Source organism: Gordonia sihwensis (assembly GCF_029632925.1).
Classification (GTDB): Bacteria; Actinomycetota; Actinomycetes; order Mycobacteriales; family Mycobacteriaceae; genus Gordonia; species Gordonia sihwensis.
Window position 1 is genome coordinate 455,003 of the sequence record NZ_CP121248.1, and the last position, 18,584, is coordinate 473,586.

The 18,584-nt window shown below is 69.3% G+C and carries 16 protein-coding genes; 11 read left to right on the plus strand and 5 right to left on the minus strand.

The window, feature by feature from the left end; translation table 11 throughout:
• Window positions 1-72: 72 nt before the first annotated feature.
• The gene (locus P5P27_RS02240) at window positions 73-1,572 is read right to left on the minus strand and encodes an aldehyde dehydrogenase family protein (RefSeq protein ID WP_278126188.1); all 1,500 of its coding nucleotides are present in this window, start codon (window positions 1,570-1,572) and stop codon (window positions 73-75) included.
• 157 nt (window positions 1,573-1,729) lie between these two features.
• Window positions 1,730-3,334: a sigma-54-dependent Fis family transcriptional regulator gene (locus P5P27_RS02245; RefSeq protein ID WP_006894465.1), complete on the minus strand. Its 1,605-nt coding sequence runs from the start codon at window positions 3,332-3,334 to the stop codon at window positions 1,730-1,732.
• 118 nt (window positions 3,335-3,452) lie between these two features.
• Between P5P27_RS02245 and P5P27_RS02250 the strand changes: the two genes are divergently transcribed.
• Window positions 3,453-4,337, plus strand: coding sequence for an exodeoxyribonuclease III (locus P5P27_RS02250; RefSeq protein WP_006894466.1), 885 nt, complete (start codon window positions 3,453-3,455; stop codon window positions 4,335-4,337).
• A gap of 14 nt (window positions 4,338-4,351) precedes the next feature.
• Here P5P27_RS02250 and P5P27_RS02255 read toward each other — a convergent pair whose 3' ends face one another.
• Complete coding sequence (locus P5P27_RS02255) at window positions 4,352-6,094, minus strand: cytochrome c biogenesis protein DipZ (protein ID WP_222111187.1); 1,743 nt, start codon at window positions 6,092-6,094, stop codon at window positions 4,352-4,354.
• A gap of 152 nt (window positions 6,095-6,246) precedes the next feature.
• On the opposite strand from P5P27_RS02255, the gene P5P27_RS02260 reads away from it, so the two are divergent.
• A complete protein-coding gene (locus tag P5P27_RS02260) occupies window positions 6,247-6,915 on the plus strand; it encodes a fasciclin domain-containing protein (RefSeq protein WP_278126190.1) in 669 nt (222 codons plus the stop codon).
• Between the two features lie 16 nt (window positions 6,916-6,931).
• Here the strand turns inward: P5P27_RS02260 and P5P27_RS02265 are convergent, their stop codons facing one another.
• On the minus strand, window positions 6,932-8,329 hold the full coding sequence (locus P5P27_RS02265) for a cryptochrome/photolyase family protein (protein WP_278126192.1): 1,398 nt from the start codon (window positions 8,327-8,329) through the stop codon (window positions 6,932-6,934).
• Window positions 8,330-8,394: 65 nt separating this feature from the next.
• On the opposite strand from P5P27_RS02265, the gene P5P27_RS02270 reads away from it, so the two are divergent.
• From P5P27_RS02270 to P5P27_RS02290, 5 genes are all read left to right on the plus strand, one after another.
• The gene (locus tag P5P27_RS02270; RefSeq protein ID WP_278126193.1) at window positions 8,395-9,723 is read left to right on the plus strand and encodes an NAD(P)/FAD-dependent oxidoreductase; all 1,329 of its coding nucleotides are present in this window, start codon (window positions 8,395-8,397) and stop codon (window positions 9,721-9,723) included.
• Window positions 9,720-10,463, plus strand: a complete 744-nt coding sequence (locus P5P27_RS02275) for a DUF1365 domain-containing protein (protein WP_278126195.1) — start codon at window positions 9,720-9,722, stop codon at window positions 10,461-10,463. Before P5P27_RS02270 ends, P5P27_RS02275 begins: the two co-directional genes overlap by 4 nt.
• The gene (locus P5P27_RS02280) at window positions 10,460-11,794 is read left to right on the plus strand and encodes a class I SAM-dependent methyltransferase (protein ID WP_278126197.1); all 1,335 of its coding nucleotides are present in this window, start codon (window positions 10,460-10,462) and stop codon (window positions 11,792-11,794) included. The genes P5P27_RS02275 and P5P27_RS02280 overlap by 4 nt, the downstream gene beginning before the upstream one ends.
• A 65-nt stretch (window positions 11,795-11,859) precedes the next feature.
• The gene (gene sigK, locus P5P27_RS02285) at window positions 11,860-12,414 is read left to right on the plus strand and encodes an ECF RNA polymerase sigma factor SigK (RefSeq protein WP_278126199.1); all 555 of its coding nucleotides are present in this window, start codon (window positions 11,860-11,862) and stop codon (window positions 12,412-12,414) included.
• Window positions 12,407-13,156 (plus strand): anti-sigma factor, encoded by a 750-nt coding sequence (locus tag P5P27_RS02290; protein WP_278126201.1) that lies wholly within the window; start codon window positions 12,407-12,409, stop codon window positions 13,154-13,156. The genes sigK and P5P27_RS02290 overlap by 8 nt, the downstream gene beginning before the upstream one ends.
• 4 nt (window positions 13,157-13,160) lie before the next feature.
• Here the strand turns inward: P5P27_RS02290 and P5P27_RS02295 are convergent, their stop codons facing one another.
• Window positions 13,161-14,414 carry a CynX/NimT family MFS transporter gene (locus tag P5P27_RS02295; protein WP_278126202.1) on the minus strand — a complete coding sequence of 418 codons (1,254 nt, stop codon included), beginning with the start codon at window positions 14,412-14,414 and terminating at the stop codon, window positions 13,161-13,163.
• Window positions 14,415-14,470: 56 nt separating this feature from the next.
• Between P5P27_RS02295 and P5P27_RS02300 the strand changes: the two genes are divergently transcribed.
• The 4 genes from P5P27_RS02300 to fusA all read left to right on the plus strand — a co-directional run bounded on the left by P5P27_RS02300 (window position 14,471) and on the right by fusA (window position 18,553).
• On the plus strand, window positions 14,471-15,148 hold the full coding sequence (locus tag P5P27_RS02300) for a FadR/GntR family transcriptional regulator (RefSeq protein ID WP_278126204.1): 678 nt from the start codon (window positions 14,471-14,473) through the stop codon (window positions 15,146-15,148).
• Between the two features lie 354 nt (window positions 15,149-15,502).
• Window positions 15,503-15,874 carry a 30S ribosomal protein S12 gene (gene rpsL / locus P5P27_RS02305; protein ID WP_006894477.1) on the plus strand — a complete coding sequence of 124 codons (372 nt, stop codon included), beginning with the start codon at window positions 15,503-15,505 and terminating at the stop codon, window positions 15,872-15,874.
• Between the two features lie 5 nt (window positions 15,875-15,879).
• Complete coding sequence (rpsG, locus tag P5P27_RS02310) at window positions 15,880-16,350, plus strand: 30S ribosomal protein S7 (RefSeq protein ID WP_006894478.1); 471 nt, start codon at window positions 15,880-15,882, stop codon at window positions 16,348-16,350.
• Between the two features lie 97 nt (window positions 16,351-16,447).
• On the plus strand, window positions 16,448-18,553 hold the full coding sequence (gene fusA, locus P5P27_RS02315; protein ID WP_006894479.1) for an elongation factor G: 2,106 nt from the start codon (window positions 16,448-16,450) through the stop codon (window positions 18,551-18,553).
• Window positions 18,554-18,584 lie beyond the last annotated feature (31 nt).

The window sequence follows — 18,584 nt, forward strand, 5'->3', positions numbered from 1 at the left end:
CAACTGGCGGGCGGAGGGGAGTCGCTCAACCAGCGGGTGGAGGGAGGGCCTGGGCGGGGACGCCCGCGCGAGTCAGAGGGCGATGTTGACGGACTTGGTCTGGGTGTAGAGGTCCAGGGCGGAGTCGCCCAGTTCGCGGCCCCAGCCGGACTGCTTGAAACCGCCGAAGGGGAGGGCGGTGTCGAAGCCGTTGTACTGGTTGACCCACACCGATCCGGCCTTCACCGCCGCGGCGGTGCGGTGCGCCTTCGAGATGTCCTTGGTCCAGATTCCCGCGGCGAGTCCGTAGATCGAGTCGTTGGCAGCACGGGCGACGTCGTCCTCGTCGTCGAACGGCAGGGCGGCGACGACGGGGCCGAAGATCTCCTCCTCCACGATCGAGAACTCCGGCTTCACGTCCACGAAGACGGTCGGTTCGATGAAGTAGCCCTTGTCGCCCCAGCGGCCGCCGCCGGTGAGCGCGCGTGCCCCGTCTGCCATGCCCTGCTGGATGTAGCTGTTGACCCGGTCGAACTGCTCCTGCGAGACGAGCGGTCCGAGTTCGGTGGTCGGATCGAGACCGGGGCCGATCTTGGCCTGCGACGCGGCGTCGGCGACAGCCTGCGTGAACTCGTCGAAGATGCTGCGCTGCACGAACAACCGGGTGCCCGCGACGCAGCACTGACCGTGGTTGAACATCCACGCCGCGACCGAACCGGCGACGGCCGACTCGATGTCCGCGTCGGCGAAGACGATGTTGGGGCTCTTGCCGCCGAGTTCCAGCGACACCTTCTTGAGATTGCCGGTCGCGGCCTGGACGATCTTCTTACCGACTTCGGTGGACCCGGTGAAGGCGACCTTGTCGACGTCGAGGTGCGCCGACAGCGCGGCGCCTGCGTCGCCGAATCCGGTGACGATGTTGACCACGCCGGGCGGGAAGCCGGCCTCCTCGAACACCTCGCCCAGCATCAGCGCACTCAGGGGCGTCTGCTCGGCAGGCTTGAGGACCACGGTGTTTCCGGCAGCGAGCGCCGGAGCGAGCTTCCACGTGGCCATCAGGATGGGGAAGTTCCACGGGACGATCTGGCCGCACACGCCCAGCGACTCACGTCGGGTGTAGGCGTGGAACTGGGCGTCCGGACCGGCGAACGGCATCGACGGGGTGATCGACGAGCCCTTGATCTTGGTGGCGAGCCCGGCGTTGTAACGCCACACGTCCGCCGACCAGGAGACGTCGACCGCTGTCGCGATGGTGACCGACTTGCCGTTGTCGAGCGCTTCCAGCTGCCCGAAGATCTCGGCTCGCTCGGAGAGGATGTCGCCGACCCGCCAGATCAGGCGTTCCCGTTCGTTCGGCTTCATCCGGCCCCACGGGCCCTCGTACGCGGCGCGCGCCGCGGCCACGGCGCGATCGACGTCGGCCGCCTCACCGTGCGCCACCCGGGTGATCACCTCGCCGGTGGCCGGGTCGTGGGTCGCGAAAGTGCGGCCCGACGCCGCGTCGACCCACTGGCCGCCGATCAGCAACTGGCGGTCGCGGGACACGAAATCGGCTACGGCCGGATGAAGGGCCGAATTGAGGGTGGCGGTCATGGAAGCCTCCTGACGAGATGGGCACGTCGCGCACCGTGTGATGCGCGCCACTGAATGAGTGCCCCTCATTTGTCACATGCCGCCGCGAGCCCGCCGTGTGCAGAAACTGAACAGTGCCGGTGGACACGGCCTGTACACGGACCGGGTACGCGCCGTGTCAGCGGGAGATACCCAGCGCCCGGATCCGGGCGTACAGGGTGGTGCGGGAGACGCCGAGCGCCTTGGCGGCATGCGATTTGTTGCCGTCTGCGGCGTCGAGCGCATCGATGATGGCCTGGCGTTCGGCCTGCTCCAGACCCATCAGACGGGAGGCGCGGGAACTGCCGCGGTAGCCCTCCGGGAGGTCGGCGGCGGTGAGTTGCCTGCCGCCGCGCGCCAGGGTCGTCTCGGCCGCGGCACCGAGCACCACCGACATCTCGGTCAGGTTGCCCGGCCACTCCTGGCAGGCCAGCGCGTCTGCGGCGTCCGGACCGAGTTCCAGACGGCGGTCGCAGCGCTCCAGCATCCGCTGGGCCAGGGAGACGATCTCGCTGGTGCGCTGCCGCAGCGGCGGCAGGGTGACGCGGGTGCGGCAGCAGCCCACGAGCGCGGCGAGGCCCGCGGCGCCGCCGGTGACCGGCTCGCAGACGACGACGATCGGCGGGAGATCGGGCCGATGGGCGGCTATCGCCGCCTGCAGCAGGCGGATCGAGCGATCGTCGAGGAGATCGGCGCCGTCGACGACGAGACCGTGGCCCGCGGAACGGGCTTCCCGGATCGCCGCCGCGACATCCGGCGGCGTGCCGTCGAGCAGGGCCGCGGCGACGTCGAGTCGCACCCGGCGATCGTCGGGGATCAACGACTGCGCCTCGGTGGTCCGGCCCGTGCCGGGCTCGCCGCAGATCGCGACCGACGCCGCGGCGGCGCGCGGCACCGGATCGGCGGGTGTCCGATGCCCGACGCGGGGACGCAGGCGGAATACGGCGGCGTGCCGTACGCCGTCGACTCGGTCGATCTCGATGTCGGCCTCGATGCCGGACACCAGGGTGATGGTCCGGCGCCGCTCGGAGCGGTCGTGGAGCATCGCGCGGAGCGACCCGAAGTCGGCGGAGCCGAGCAACTGGGCGGCCAGGGCGTTGGTGAGCTGCAGGTCGTCGCCGACCGCGGCGACCGCGACATCGCGGCGCGACGAGGTCTTCTCGAACGCGGCGATCACCGCACGATGGTCGGCGTGCGTGCGGTTCAGGAGCCGTTCGGCGATGTCGTCGACGAGCCCGCGCACCAACGGCACCGACAGCGGGTTGATCTGCGGGGCCACCTCGGTCATGCAGATCGCGCCTGCGACGCGGCGGGTGGCCGGGTGTACGATCGGCCGGCCGAAGCAACTCAGCGACCGGAACTGCTCCAGGTAGTGCTCGGATCCGTTGATGACCACGTCGCCGCGCACCTCGACGGTGGTGCCCAGCGCGGTGGTGCCCATCCGAGACTCGTCGCAGGCGGCGCCCTCGACGGCGCCCACCGACTCCAGATGCCGCTCCAGTGTGCTGTCGGCCGAGACGCGCGAGACCATGCGGCAGTCCTGATCCACCAGCAACAGCGCCGTGGTGGTGCCGCTGAGCATCGATGCGGCCCGCGCGAGCACCGGCCGCGCGGCGTCGAGCAACCGGTCGTCGGCGATGTCGCGGACGGCCGGCCGGAACGGCGAGTCGGGGGACAGGCCGGACTGGGTGACGCGACGCCAGGACGCGGCGATCACGTCACGCTGGGGAAGTGGGGTGGTCACGACACCACTGTGACATGGATCATGCGCGGTCGGTAGGTCCGGGCGATCGCACTCGGTCGCACTCGATCGCGCCGGGCGGTCCGCGTCGCCGTGCGCCGTCCCGGCTACGGTTGGTCGCATGCGAGTGGCGACCTGGAATGTGAACTCGGTGAGACAGCGAGTGCCCCGGCTGCTGCCGTGGCTGGACGAGCGGTCGCCCGACGTGGTGTGCCTGCAGGAGACCAAGGTCACCGACGAGGCGTTCGCGGCCGAACTGGGTGACGAACTCGCCGCACGCGGCTACGAGTTCGCCCACGCGGGGCAGGGACAGTGGAACGGCGTGGCGCTGCTGAGCAGGGTGGGGCTCGACGACGTCCGGATCGCATTCCCCGGCGCACCCGGTTTTCCCGACCCCGAGTCGGCTCCGGAAGGGCGGGCGGTCTCGGCGGTGTGCGACGGGGTGCGCGTGTACTCGGTGTACGTCCCCAACGGCCGCGAGGTCGGCTCCGACCACTACGCGTACAAACTGGCGTGGCTCGCGAAGTTGCGGGAGGCCGTCGAACCGGAGGCGGATTCGACCGTCGTCTGCGGCGACTACAACATCATCCCGACCGACGACGACTGCTTCGATCCGGCGGCCTTCGTCGGTCACACGCATGTCACCGACGCCGAGCGTGCGGCGTTCGAGGCGCTGAAAGGCGCCGGTCTGCACGACGTGATGCGGGAGCACTGGCCCAGCGAACGGATCTACACCTACTGGGACTACCGTGCCGGAATGTTCCACAAGGATCTCGGCATGCGGATCGACTTCCTGCTGGCCGGAGGCCCGGTGGCCGCGCGCGCCCAGGCCTGCTGGGTGGACCGCAAGGCCCGCAAGGGCACCAAGCCCAGCGACCACGCACCGGTGTTCCTGGATCTGGACACCGCGCCTGACGGCGACGTGGGTCCGGTGGTCCCGCCGCCTTCGCGTCCGGCACAGGTGAAGCCGGGGTCGGTGAAGCTGCCGCACTCGGTGGCCGACTGAGGGCTCTCGGGTTCTCAGCCGTAGGTGAACGAGAAGACCTCGAGGCCGGGGGACGGTGCCAGTTCGAGCCGCCCTCGCCGACTGCCGGTCCCGTCGACGATCTGATGGAGGGTCGGCGGTCCGCTGATGGGGATCGTCGAGGAGGAGCCGTCGTCGCGTCTCACGGTGATCGTCCCCGTCCCGCCGGCGACGACGTACACGTTGCGCGCACGGTAGTTCAGCGAGATCGCCGCATCGCGACGCGCGGTGGCACCCTGACGGTCGAGCGTCCACCGGCCGCGCAGGGCGAAGGAGTCGGGGGCCGGGCTCTCCGGAAAGTCGAAGTCCGCGGTGCCTGCGGAATAGGGGGTGGGACCCGCGTAGTTCCCGGCCTTGCCGATCCCGAGGTACGTCTCCGCCGTGGTCGGCTCGGTCGGCGTGGTGTCGGCGCGCTCGGTGGGCGGCGGTAGCGTGCTGTCGGGCCGGGCGTCGGCGAGCAAGTCGCGGATCATCCGCTCCGACGTCGCGTACCCGCCTTCACCGAACTCGATGTGCCGCACCACTCCGGTGGAGTCGATGAGGTACTGGGCCGGCCAGTAGCTGTTGCGGTAGCCGGTCCAGGTCGAGAACGCCGGATCGAGCGCTATCGGGTAGTCGATGCCCAGGCGTTCGGCCGCGGCGACGACGTTCGACGGCACCTTCTCGAAGGCGTACTCCGGGGTGTGGACCCCGATCACCTCCAACCCGCTGTCGCGATACGTGCGATACCAGTCCACGACGTGCGGAATGGATCGCTGGCAGTTGATGCACGAGTACGCCCAGAAGTCGATGAGGACCACTTTTCCGCGCAGTTGTGACAGCGGCAGAGCGTGGTCGCCGGGGGTGTTGAACCAGTCGGTGATACCGGTCAGCGGCGGCGCCGTACCGCAGCTCTGCAGACGATCGGCTCCGTCGGTGCAGTTCGAGAGTTCGCGATTCGCGTCGGTGACGATGCCTCCGAGATCGAGCCGGCGATTGAGATCGTCGGTGCCGCCCACCGAGTCCTGCAGGGACCCGGTGTAGTCGGGGATCGCCCGCTGGAGCGCGGCCGGGGCGTCGAAGACCAAGCCGACGGCGAGGCCGATCGTCACCAGTCCGCCGATCACGCGGATCAGCCGTTGCCTGCGCCGGAAGGCGCTCACCCGTTCGGCGATCCGCCGACCGGCCAGCGCGAACACCAGCAGCGGGAGCGTCGAACCCACCGCGAAGGACAACGTCAGCGCCACCGTGGAGAGCCCGATCGATCCCGTCGCACCGGCGACCACGATGGCCGCGAGCACCGGACCGGCGCACGGAACGTAGAGCACACCCAGTGCCAGCCCGAGCCCGAATCCGGACCGCCCGCGGGCCACCGGCCGCTGCGGCAGCCGGGCGAAGGGCTTCTCCAGGAGCCGTTCGACGGGCGGAAAGATCAAGCCGAGTCCGATCGAGACCAGCGCTGCCAACCCGATCCACCGGATGGTGTCCTGCGGCAGGTGCAGCAGCGACAGCAGGCTCGACCCGACGAGCGTCACCGCGGAGAAGCTCACGACCAGCCCGGCGATCACCAGGTACGGCCGCGCGCTCTCGGCGAACCGCCGTCTGCGGTCCGGTCGTCCCTGGGACGGCTGTTCGGTCTCCTCCGGGCCGCGGGCGTTCTGCGCGCCGGAGAGGAACAGGACCGGCAGCACCGGAAGGATGCACGGCGAGATGCCGGTGATGAGTCCGCCGACAAAACCGATCGCGATCACTGTGTTCATGACCGGTATTCGGTGGCGTCGACGGCCCGGATGGGTCGGCCCGGCGGCACCGCCGGACAACCGGCCCATCCGAAATCCGGAGGGCGCCGAATGACCCATGTCACTGATGACGACGCCGGCGCCCGTCGGCGTTCGACGAGAAGGAGCAGTCGATGAGAACCAGCAAGACCATGGGTGCCAAGGTTGCGGCGATGGGCTTCGCCCTCGCAGTCGCGGGCACCATGACCGCGTGTTCGAGCGACGACTCGACGAGTACGTCGTCGACCGCGGACGCCATGCCGACGACCGCGATGAGTTCGCAGACGATGAAGGCCGATCCGGCCGCGGATCTGGTGGGTCCCGGCTGCGCGGCCTACGCCGAGAAGGTGCCCACCGGTCCCGGGTCGGTGACCGGCATGTCCACCGAACCGGTAGCCGTCGCCGCGTCGAACAATCCGATGCTGACCACGCTCACCTCGGCGGTGTCCGGCGGCCTCAACCCGAAGGTGAACCTGGTCGACACCCTCAACGGCGGTGAGTTCACCGTGTTCGCCCCGGTCGACGACGCCTTCGCGAAGGTCGATCCGGCCACGATCGACTCGCTCAAGACCGACTCGGCGGGCCTGACCAGTCTGCTGACCTACCACGTGGTGCCGGGCCAGCTGAGTCCCGACCAGGTCGACGGCGTCCACAAGACGGTTCAGGGCGACACCGTGGACGTGACCGGCAGCGGCGACGATCTGAAGGTCGACGGCGCGAGCGTGATCTGCGGCGGAGTCCACACCGCGAACGCGACCGTGTACCTGATCGACCAGGTGCTCATGCCGCCCGCCAAGCCCTGATCCGCGCCGGCCGGTCTCAGAGCCGGTGATACCGGGCCAGCGCGACCTCCCGCTCGGCCCGGTGATCGACCATCGGCGGCGGATAGCTCGCCGGAGACGGCGACAGCGGCAGCACCGCGTCCCCGTCCCCGGCGAGCAGCCACGGCCGGTGAACGGCCCGGCCCGCGATGCCGCGGAGTTCGGGCACCCAGCGCCGGACGTAGTCGCCGTCCGGGTCGAACCGCTCACCCTGCGAAACCGGGTTGAAGATCCGGAAGAACGGCGCCGCGTCGGTGCCGCAGCCCGCGGTCCACTGCCATCCGTGCTGATTGGAGGCGAGGTCGCCGTCCACGAGGTGCTTCATGAAGTGTCGGGCACCCCGCCACCAGGGCAGATGCAGGTCTTTCGTCAGGAACGAGGCGACGATCATTCGCACCCGGTTGTGCATCCAGCCCTCGGCCAGCAGCTGACGCATACCCGCGTCGACGATCGGATACCCGGTACGGCCCGCACACCACGCGTCGAAGGCGGCGTCCGCGTCGGGCCCGCTGTGGTACTCCAGGGCATCGAACGCGGCGTGATAGTTGGCGCGCGCGGTGTCTGGGCGCCGATGCAGGACGTCGGCGTAGAAGTCGCGCCAGGCGAGCTCGCTGCGGAGCGCGACGGCTCCCGCGTCACCGCGTCCGCGCAGATCGTGCAGCAGCGTCCGCGGGTGCACGCAACCGAACTTCAGATACGGCGACAATCGGGTGGTCGCGTCGAGGTCGGGACGGTCGCGATCGTCCGAGTACCGGTCGAGGCCGCGCTCGGCGTCCTGCTGGAAGCGCCGCCAGCGCCGCAGTGCGGCCGCCTCACCCGCGGGTGGCAGGTCGACGGATGTCCGCTCGGCGAGGGCGTCGAAATCCAGACGCTCACCCAGACCGTCTGGGTCGATCCAGTCGAGCGTTCCGGCATCGGTGCGTGCCGGAGAATGCCAGCCGTGGTCGAGCCAGGCGCGGCGGTACGGGGTGAACACCCGGTACGGCCCGCCCGCCTTGGTCCGGAGTCGGCCGGGCGAGACGGCGTACGGCGAACCTGTCCGCACCAGCGGCACGGCGCCCAGCGCCGCTTCGACGGCGTCGTCGCGCATCCGGCCGTACGGCCCGAAGTCTTCGCTGATATGCACCGACGCCGCCCCGATCCGGGCGGCCAGATCGGCGATCACGGCCGCCGGCTCACCGTGGGTGAGCAGCAGGCGGCCGCCCAGGTCGGCGTCGAGGGCGCGCAGGCAATCCGCGAGGAATGCCAGACGCGGCGCACCGGAGGGTCGCCGCAGTCTGTCGTCGATCACGAAGACGGCCAGCGCCGCGTTCGCACGGTCGGCGGCGGCGAGCAGTGTGGGCAGGTCGGTGAGCCGCAGGTCGCGGCGGAACCAGACGATCGCGGGAGCGTTCACCCGACCAGTGTGCGCCGTGCCGGGCCGGGCCCGCCTCGACCCATCCGCGCGTCGGCCGACTCCGAATGCCTGGTGTGACTGACAGTGGAACCTTCGCAGCGCCGGATTTCGCCGAACCCTCCCGCATCGCCGTCGTGGGCGGCGGAGTCGCGGGACTGACCGCCGCGCTCCGGTTGTCGGAACGCCATCGGGTCACCCTCTTCGAAGCCGACGACCGGTTGGGCGGCCACGCGCACACGCATCGGATATCGGAGGCGGACGGAACGCGGGTCGCAGTCGATTCGGGATTCATCGTCCACAACGACCGCACGTACCCGACGCTCCTTCGCCTGTTCGAGGAACTCGGTGTCGCCACCCGGGACACCGACATGTCGATGTCGGTCCGCTCGCAGGCGACGGGACTGGAGTACGCCGGTGCGCTGGGCTTGGCGGGCCTGTTCCCGACGTGGCGTACCGCGCTTCGCGGACGCTACCTGCTGATGCTCCTCGAAGTGGTCCGGTTCCACCGGTCGGCGCGCCGCCTGCTGGCCACTGCCGACGACGACTGCCGGCTCGGGGAGTTCGTCGAGCGGACGAGGCTGTCGTCGTACTTCCGCGACAACCTCCTGCTGCCGCTGGTGGCGGCCGTGTGGTCGTGCGACGCGGAGACGGCCGCGGAATACCCGGCCCGCTACCTCTTCACCTTCCTCGACCACCACGGCATGCTCTCGGTGTACGGTTCGCCGGTCTGGCGCACCGTCGTCGGCGGATCGGCCGTCTATGTTCGGGCGATCGCCGATCGCGTCGAGGCGCGCGGAGGTCGCATCCGGTGCGGAGCCCCGGTCACCGCGGTCGCCGACGAGCCCGGCGGGGTCGTCGTCACCGCGAACGGGACGTCTGAGACCTTCGACGGCGCGGTGATCGCCACTCACCCGCATCAGGCGCTGGCCATGCTCCGGTCGCCGACCCGGCTGCAGACCGAGGTGCTCGGCGCCATCGGCTACAGCGCCAAGCCGGCGGTCCTGCACACCGACGAGACGCTGCTGCCGACCGCCGGGCGCGCCCGGGCGTCCTGGAACTACCAGATCCGGTCCGACGGTTCGGCGGTCGCCGTGACCTACGACCTCACCCGGCTGATGCGGTTGTCGCAGGGGCGCGGCGGGCCGCGGTATCTGGTCACCATGGGACGGACCGATCTGGTCGACCCGGCGACGATCCTCGCGGAGATGGACTACGAGCATCCCGTCTACGACGCCGGTTCGGTGGCAGCCCAGCAGCGGCTGCCCGAGATCGATTCGGGCCGAATCGCTTTCGCCGGTGCCTATCACGGTTGGGGCTTCCACGAGGACGGCGCCGCCTCGGGTGCCCGGGCCGCGGCGCACTTCAGGACGACACGGACGGCGGTGCGACGATGACGGCGCCCGCACTGGTCCACACCCGCATCAGCCACATCCGCCGCGAACCGGTGGACCATCGGTTCGCGCACCGGAGCCTGAGCTGGCTCGTGGACATCGACCGCCTGCCGCGCCTGCCATGGGGACTCCGTTGGGCCGCCCGCTTCCGGCCCGAGGACCACTTTCCGTCGCCCGCCGCGGCCGGCGAGACCCTGCGGGGGCGACTGGAGTCGTACACCGACTCCGTCGGAGCCCCGCGGGCCGACGGCGCGGTCATCGCTCTGCTCTCGCCGCGCGTGGCCGGGTACGTCTTCAATCCGCTGTCGGTGTTCTGGTGCCACGACCGCGACGGTCGCCTCCGGTACGTGATCGCCGAGGTTCACAACACATACGGCCAGAGGCACTGCTATCTGGTGCGCACCGACGGCGCGGGACGGGCCGAGGTCGACAAGGAGTTCTACGTCTCACCGTTCAACGACGTGTCCGGACGCTATCGACTCGTCCTGCCCGAGCCCGGCGTCGACGGCCGGATCCGGCTCAGCGTGGTCCTCGAGCGACCGGGCCGCGGCCGATTCACCGCGACCCTCACCGGACGCGCGGAACCGGCGACTCCGGCCGCGGTGGTGCGCGCACAGCTGCGCACCCCGCTCGCCCCGTGGGTCGTCGCGGCCCGCATCCGCCTCCACGGGATCCGGCTGTGGTGCCGCGGCCTGCGCGTGGAGCCCCGACCTCACCCCGACACGAAGGAGCGTTCACGATGACGACCGACGACAGCCGTCGCACCGACGATTCCCGGCACGCCGGCCGCCGCGACCGCATCCCGCGGATCGACCCGGTGCGCTGGCCGGATGTGTCCGCGCCGCCGCACGCCCGCATGTCCGGGCTGCGCGCCTTCGCCGCGGAACGGCTCTTCCGGCGGGCCGCGGCGAGACTGCCGATCGCCGTCGAGTTCCCCGACGGGAGCCGCATCGGCCGGCTCGACGGCCGGATGGTGCCGAGAATGATCGTCCGTGGCCCGGAGTCGTTCTTCGCCCGTCTGGGCGCTTCCGGGCTGATCGGCTTCGGCGAGGCGTTCATGGCGGGGGAGTGGACCACCGACGACCTCGTCGGGGTGCTCAGCGCGTTCGCGGCCGACGTGGCCGATCTGGTGCCCGCGCCGCTGCAGCGGCTGCGGTCCTCGGTACTGCCGCGGCATCCCGCGGACGAGGAGAACTCCCTGGCCAACACGCGGTCGAACATCGCCCGCCACTACGACCTCTCCAACGATCTCTTCGCCGCCTTCCTCGATGAGACGCTCACCTACTCGAGCGCCTTCTTCGGCACCGACCGCGACGCGGAACGCGCGCAGTGGTCCGACCTCGCGGACGCACAGCGCGCCAAGATCGACCGGCTGCTCGACGCCGCGGGCGTGGGGCCGGGAACCCGTCTGCTGGAGATCGGGACCGGGTGGGGCGAACTGTGTCTGCGAGCGGCCCGGCGCGGGGCGCTCGTCCACTCGGTGACGCTGTCGGCAGAACAGCGAGACCTGGCGCTGCGGCGCGTGGCCGAGGCGGGCGTGGCCGACCGCGTCCGCATCGACCTGCTCGACTACCGGCTCGTGCGCGGTCGGTACGACGCCGTCGTCTCGGTGGAGATGCTGGAGGCGGTGGGGCGTGAGTACTGGCCCGTCTACTTCCAGACCCTCGACCGGCTGCTGGTGCACGGCGGTCGCGCCGCCCTTCAGGTGATCACGATGCCGCACCGGCGGATGCTGGCCTCGGAGGGCACCTACACCTGGGTGCACAAGTACATCTTCCCGGGCGGGCGGCTGCCGTCGATCGAGGCCCTGCGCGAGGTCGCGACCCGCGGCACCGCCCTCCGGCCCGCCGGGGAGTTCGCGATGGGCCTGCACTACGCACGGACCCTGCATCTGTGGCGGGAGCGTTTCCGGTCCGCGGACGAGGCGGTCGGCCGGCTCGGCTTCGACGCGGTGTTCAAGCGGATGTGGACCTTCTACCTCGCCTACTCCGAAGCCGGCTTCCGGTCCGGCTACCTGGACGTGTACCAGCTCCGATTCGACAAGACGGCGCCCGCGGGGACGCGATCGTCATGATCGCGCCGCTCGCGACGGCTAGGCTGGCGTGCGATGACACACGCCGACTCGCCTGCGGTCCGCCAATGACCGCGGGCGGCGCACAACTGGAGGACCTGCTCGGCCTCGTCGCGTCCGGAGATCGCGGTGCTTTCGCCGACCTCTACGACCGCACCAGCGCGCGGGTGTACGGGATGGTGCTGCGGGTGCTGCGCGATCAGGGGTACAGCGAGGAAGTGACGCAGGAGGTGTACCTCCAGGTGTGGCGCGAGGCCCGGAATTTCCGGCCGGATCGCGGCAGCGCCGTGTCGTGGCTGCTGACCATCGCTCACCGGCGGGCCGTCGACCGGGTGCGGTCGGAGCGATCGGCGTCCGACCGCGACACCCGGTACGGCGTTCGCGAACTGGTCGAGATCACCGCGGGCGTCGAGGAGGAGGTGCTCTCCCGGGAGAACGGGCGGCGGGCGCGCGAGTGCCTCGGCGCCCTCACCGCACTGCAGGCTCAGGCGGTGAGTCTGGCGTTCTACGAGGGCTTCACCTATCGCGAGGTGGCCGAACGGCTCACGGTGCCGTTGCCGACGGTCAAGAGCCGCATCAAAGACGGACTGAAGAGGCTGAGGGGGTGTTTGGGCGGTGAGTGAAGACCCGGACTACCTGCGTGAACTCGCCGCGCTCATCGCCCTCGACGCGGTCGACGACGTGGAGCGCGCCCGGATCACGCGGATCGTGGGGAGCGCCGAGGACGGCGACCGACAGATCTTCGAGGCGGAGCTCAGGGCGGTGCGCGAAGCACTCGCCGGAATCAGCGAGGCGACGGCCACACCGCCGCCGGCCGCGTTGCGCGACCGCGTCCTCGACGGAGTCTCGGGCCAGGAGCAGACGGCGCCGGTGCATGAACCCGAGCCGACGGTCGCCGACCCCGAGCCGCCGTCGCGGCGCATCCGCTATGCGTGGGTGGCCGCCGCGGCCGCGGTGGTCCTGGGGATCGGCGGCGGCGTCGTCGGCTACACGCTCGCCGACCGGTCGCAGCCGGCCGAGCCCTCGCAGGCCGAGCAGATCTTCGCCGCACCCGACGTCCGCACCACCACCGGAACCGTCGCGGGCGGCAAGGCCTCGGTCACGTATTCGCCGTCCACCGGCGAGGGCGTGCTGGTGATGAACGACATGCCGCGCCCCGAGCCGGGCACGATCTATCAGATGTGGCTGATGGGGCCGAGCGGGCCGAAGCTCGCCGGAACGATGTCGGCCGCGGACGTCGCGCCGTCGACCACCGCGGTCATCACCGACATGCACGGTGCCACCGCGGTCGCATTCACCGTCGGCGACGCCGCGACGCCCGACAAGCTGATCAGCGCCCCGGTCGCGGAACTGCCTCTGAGCTGATCGCTCAGCCGAGCTGGTCCTCCAGGTACCGGGGACGGCAGATCACCCAGGCGCCGCACAGCATCACCACGACGGTGGCGGTGAGGAAGCCGAACGGGACGGTCCATGAATGTGTGGCGTCGTGCAGGACCCCGAACAGCATCGGCCCGGCGCATGCCAGCAGGTAGCCGACGCCCTGGCCGAATCCGGACAGCGACGACGACCCGGTGCTGGTGCGGCTGCGCAGGTTGATCAGCGTCAGCGCCATCGGGAAGGTGGTGGGCCCGATGCCGATCAGGACGGCCCACAGCCACGGCGCTGCCAGCGGCGCCCACAGCAGCCCCGCGAAGCCCGCCAGCCAGCAGGCCGCGAAGCCCAGGGCGAACGGGAACGGATTGGCGAACCGGGCACACAGGACCGGCGCCACCAGCGTGCCCGCGAACCCGATCCCGGAGAACAGCGCGACCATCGCACCACCGAGTGATTCGCTGCCCCCGGCGTCGCTGAGCACCTCGGGCAGCCAGGTGAACATCGAGTAGGTCATCAACGAGGTCATGCCGAACATCAGGGTGAGACCCCAGGCCATGCTGCTTCGCCAGACCGGCAGTCGCGCGGCCTCGTCGACCGCGGGACGCGCCTCGTCTGGCAGATCGGCCTCGGCGCGGACGGTGGCCCGTCGTTCGCGCACCACCCACATCCAGGGGAGCAGCGCGGCGAGGGGGACCAGTGCCCACATCGCGAGCGAGGTCCGCCAGCCCGCCGCGTCCGCGACCGGCACGGCCATCGCGGCGGGCAGCGCGGTGCCGATCTGCACGAAGGTGATGTACACCGTGCTGACGAGCGCGATCTTGTCGCTGAAATAGCGCTTCACCAGGGGCGGGATGAGGATGTTGCCGACTCCCATGCCGAAGAGTGCGACACCGGACAGGATGAGCAGCGCCGCGACGCCGCCGACGAAGGGACGGCTGGCGATGCCGACTCCGGTGAGGATCACCGCGGCCAGCGTGGTCTGCTCGATGCCGAAACGCCGGCCGAGGGCGGGGGCGAAGACGCCGGCCAGACCGAACATCAGCGTCGGCAGCATGCCGAGCAGACCGCTGACGGTGTGGCCGAAGCCGAGGTCGTCGGAGATCCGCGCGAGCAGCGGCGTGATCGAGGTGACGGCCGTGCGGAGGCTGAGCGAGAAGAGCACGATCGCGACCAGGACCATGACGCGGCCGCGCCAGGCCCCGATCGGGGTTCGGAATGGTGCGGCGGTTGTCGCGGAATCGGTGACCATGGCCTAAATCGTAGGATGAATGGTTGTATTGAGGCAAAGTGATTTAGACTGCAGGAGTGCAGACAGTGAAGCGTCAGAGTCTCATCGCGCAGGTGACGCAGCAACTGAGAAACGAGATCGCCGCCGGCCGCTGGCAGGTGGGTGAGCGCATTCCCACCGAGCCCGCGCTGTGTGAGATGACCGGTACCGCGCGGAACACCGTGCGCGAAGCAGTGCAGGCGTTGGTGCACGCGGGGCTGCTGGAGCGCAGGCAGGGGTCGGGGACCTACGTCATCGCCACCGATGAGCAGGAGGTGGCGCTCGGTGACTTCTTCGCCGCGGCCCGGCGGCAAGACCTCCTGGAACTGCGCGAGGCGCTGGAGGTGACCGCGGCCGGACTGGCCGCCCGCCGTCGGGACGACGATGACATCGCCGCGCTGCGTCGACTGCTGGCGCAGCGCAATGGGTTCTGGGACGGCGCCGACGCTGCAGAGTCCGTACACTCGGCAGCGGTCGAGGCCGATGCGCACCTGCACCGCGCCATCGTCGCCGCCAGCCACAACGAGGTGTATCTCGAGTTCTACGACTCGTTGCTGCCGGCGCTGCGAGAGTCGATCGCCGAACACGGTATCGGCGCGCACAGGTCGTACGAGGCGCTCCACGTCGAGGTCGTCGAGGCGGTGATCGGCGGGGATGTGGACGGCGCCCGGGCGGCCGCTCGGCAGTTGCTCACCCGCGTCGGCGAATCCGGATGATCGGCGCCGGTAGTGAACTGTTTCGGTGCGGTTCGCGCAGTGGTGTCAATCATTTTGACCGTGGTAAATCCGGGCGGTAAAGTATTTCGTCGGCGCCTTGCCAAGCTGGGTGCTGCTCACCTTCCGGCGTCCGAGCGGGCGCCGAGAGGGCGGAGTCGTGGATCGGCGTAGGGCGTGCGACACGCCCGACAACGGGTGCACGATTCGAACCTGACCTGCATAGACGTGCAGGTGGGGCGAGTTGCGGAAGTATCTGTCCACGCGTGAGCGTGGCGGACCGCTTGCCCGGAGCACCAACCGCAACGAATACGAACAAGGCCCGGCGGGAGCCGGTCCTCAAGGAGAAAGAACTCAGTGCCAACCATTAACCAGCTGGTCCGCAAGGGCCGCAAGGACAAGACGTCCGCCAAGAAGACGGCTGCCCTGAAGGGCAGCCCGCAGCGCCGCGGCGTGTGCACCCGCGTGTACACCACCACCCCGAAGAAGCCGAACTCCGCTCTGCGAAAGGTCGCCCGTGTGCGCCTGACCAGTGGCGTCGAGGTCACCGCCTACATCCCCGGTGAGGGCCACAACCTGCAGGAGCACTCGATGGTGCTCGTCCGCGGCGGTCGTGTGAAGGACCTCCCGGGTGTTCGTTACCGCATCATCCGCGGCTCGCTCGACACCCAGGGTGTCAAGGACCGCAAGCAGGCTCGCAGCCGATACGGCGCCAAGAAGGGGAACTGATCTAAATGCCACGTAAAGGACCCGCTCCCAAGCGCCCCCTGATCAGCGACCCCGTCTACGGTTCGCCGCTCGTCACCCAGCTCGTCAACAAGATCCTGCTGGACGGCAAGAAGTCGACCGCCGAGCGCATCGTGTACGAAGCCCTCGAGCAGGCCCGTGAGAAGACCGGCACCGATCCGGTCGTCACCCTCAAGCGTGCGCTCGACAACGTCAAGCCCACCCTCGAGGTCAAGAGCCGTCGCGTCGGTGGCGCCACCTACCAGGTTCCGGTCGAGGTGAAGCCGGGCCGCGCCAACACCCTCGCGTTGCGCTGGCTGGTCACCTTCAGCCGTCAGCGTCGCGAGAAGACCATGGTGGAGCGTCTGGCCAACGAGCTGCTCGACGCCTCGAACGGTCTCGGTGCATCGGTGAAGCGTCGCGAGGACACTCACAAGATGGCCGAAGCCAACCGCGCCTTCGCTCACTACCGCTGGTGAGGCTGCCGCATCGGACCGGGGGATGCGCACGCGAGCCCGGTCCGATGCGCTCGCACACTGACAGACTCAGTTCCAAAAACTTCCCGAAGGGAACCTAATGGCACAGGAAGTGCTCAACGACCTCACCAAGGTCCGCAACATCGGCATCATGGCGCACATCGATGCCGGCAAGACCACGACCACCGAGCGCATCCTCTACTACACCGGTGTGAACTACAAGATCGGTGAGACCCACGACGGCGCGTCGACCACCGACTGGATGGAGCAGGAGAAGGAGCGTGGTATCACCATCACCTCCGCCGCCGTGACCTGCTTCTGGAACAACAACCAGATCAACGTCATCGACACGCCCGGTCACGTCGACTTCACCGTCGAGGTGGAGCGCGCGCTCCGCGTCCTCGACGGCGCCGTCGCCGTCTTCGACGGCAAGGAGGGCGTCGAGCCGCAGTCCGAGCAGGTCTGGCGCCAGGCCACCAAGTACGACGTCCCCCGCATCTGCTTCGTCAACAAGATGGACAAGATGGGTGCGGACTTCTACTTCACCGTGCAGACGATCATCGATCGCCTGGGCGCGAAGCCGCTGGTCATGCAGCTCCCGATCGGTGCCGAGGATGCCTTCGACGGCGTCGTCGACCTGCTCGAGATGAAGGCCATCACCTGGCGCGGAACCGTCGAGATCGGCGCCGAGCCGACCATCGAGGAGATCCCCGCGGATCTGGCCGACAAGGCCGCCGAGTACCGCGAGAAGCTGCTCGAGACGGTCGCCGAGTCGGACGAAGCCCTCATGGAGAAGTACTTCGCCGGCGAGGAGCTCACGATCGACGAGATCAAGGGCGCCATCCGCAAGATGACGATCAACTCCGAGATCTACCCCGTGCTGTGCGGCTCGGCGTTCAAGAACAAGGGCGTGCAGCCCATGCTCGACGCCGTCATCGACTACCTCCCGAACCCGCTGGACATCGGCGAGATCGAGGGCCACGTCGTGGGCAACGAGGAAGAGATCATCTCCCGCAAGCCCAGCAAGGACGAGCCGTTCTCGGCACTGGCGTTCAAGATCGCCGCGCACCCGTTCTTCGGCAAGCTCACCTTCGTCCGCGTGTACTCGGGCCGTGTGGAGCCGGGCACCCAGGTCATGAACGCGACCAAGGGCAAGAAGGAGCGCATCGGCAAGCTCTTCCAGATGCACGCCAACAAGGAGAACCCGGTCGACGACGCGGTGGCCGGCCACATCTACGCGATGATCGGCCTCAAGGACACCACGACCGGTGACACCCTGTGCGATCCGGCGAACCCCATCGTCCTCGAGTCGATGACCTTCCCGGACCCGGTCATCAACGTCTCGATCGAGCCGAAGACCAAGTCCGACCAGGAGAAGCTGGGCACCGCGATCCAGAAGCTCGCCGAAGAGGATCCGACCTTCTCGGTGAACCTGGACGAGGAGACCGGCCAGACCGTCATCGGCGGCATGGGCGAGCTCCACCTCGACATCCTGGTCGACCGCATGAAGCGCGAGTTCAAGGTCGAGGCCAACGTCGGCAAGCCGCAGGTCGCCTACCGTGAGACGATCCGCAAGACCGTCGAGAAGCACGAGTTCACCCACAAGAAGCAGACGGGTGGCTCGGGTCAGTTCGCGAAGGTCATCATCAAGCTCGAGCCGCTGGTCGACGCCGAGGACGGCGCGACCTACGAGTTCGCGAACGCCGTCACCGGCGGTCGTGTCCCGCGCGAGTACATCCCCTCGGTGGATGCCGGTGCGCAGGACGCGATGCAGTACGGCGTTCTGGCCGGCTACCCGCTGGTCAACCTGAAGGTCACCCTCCTCGACGGTCAGTACCATGACGTCGACTCGTCGGAGATGGCCTTCAAGATCGCCGGTTCGCAGGCCCTCAAGGAGGCTGCGAAGATGGCTCAGCCCGTCATCCTGGAGCCGATCATGGCCGTCGAGGTCACGACTCCGGAGGACTACATGGGCGACGTCATCGGCGACCTGAACTCCCGCCGTGGCCAGATCCAGGCCATGGAGGAGCGCAGCGGTGCACGAGTCGTCAAGGCTCAGGTGCCGCTGTCGGAGATGTTCGGCTACATCGGAGACCTGCGGTCGAAGACTCAGGGCCGGGCTAACTACTCCATGGTTTTCGACTCGTACGCTGAAGTTCCGGCGAACGTGTCGAAGGAGATCATCGCGAAGGCAACGGGCGAGTGATCTCGCCCTCCGCCTTGGCGGAGCTCGCGCC

What these genes read in the sequence shown, in the direction of transcription:
- P5P27_RS02240 (WP_278126188.1), bottom strand. Translation starts at nt 1,572, where the DNA reads ATGACCGCCACCCTCAATTCGGCCCTTCATCCGGCCGTAGCCGATTTC.
- P5P27_RS02250 (WP_006894466.1), top strand. Translation starts at nt 3,453, where the DNA reads ATGCGAGTGGCGACCTGGAATGTGAACTCGGTGAGACAGCGAGTGCCC.
- P5P27_RS02255 (WP_222111187.1), bottom strand. Translation starts at nt 6,094, where the DNA reads ATGAACACAGTGATCGCGATCGGTTTTGTCGGCGGACTCATCACCGGC.
- P5P27_RS02260 (WP_278126190.1), top strand. Translation starts at nt 6,247, where the DNA reads ATGAGAACCAGCAAGACCATGGGTGCCAAGGTTGCGGCGATGGGCTTC.
- P5P27_RS02270 (WP_278126193.1), top strand. Translation starts at nt 8,395, where the DNA reads ATGCCTGGTGTGACTGACAGTGGAACCTTCGCAGCGCCGGATTTCGCC.
- P5P27_RS02275 (WP_278126195.1), top strand. Translation starts at nt 9,720, where the DNA reads ATGACGGCGCCCGCACTGGTCCACACCCGCATCAGCCACATCCGCCGC.
- P5P27_RS02280 (WP_278126197.1), top strand. Translation starts at nt 10,460, where the DNA reads ATGACGACCGACGACAGCCGTCGCACCGACGATTCCCGGCACGCCGGC.
- sigK (WP_278126199.1), top strand. Translation starts at nt 11,860, where the DNA reads ATGACCGCGGGCGGCGCACAACTGGAGGACCTGCTCGGCCTCGTCGCG.
- P5P27_RS02295 (WP_278126202.1), bottom strand. Translation starts at nt 14,414, where the DNA reads ATGGTCACCGATTCCGCGACAACCGCCGCACCATTCCGAACCCCGATC.
- rpsG (WP_006894478.1), top strand. Translation starts at nt 15,880, where the DNA reads ATGCCACGTAAAGGACCCGCTCCCAAGCGCCCCCTGATCAGCGACCCC.
- fusA (WP_006894479.1), top strand. Translation starts at nt 16,448, where the DNA reads ATGGCACAGGAAGTGCTCAACGACCTCACCAAGGTCCGCAACATCGGC.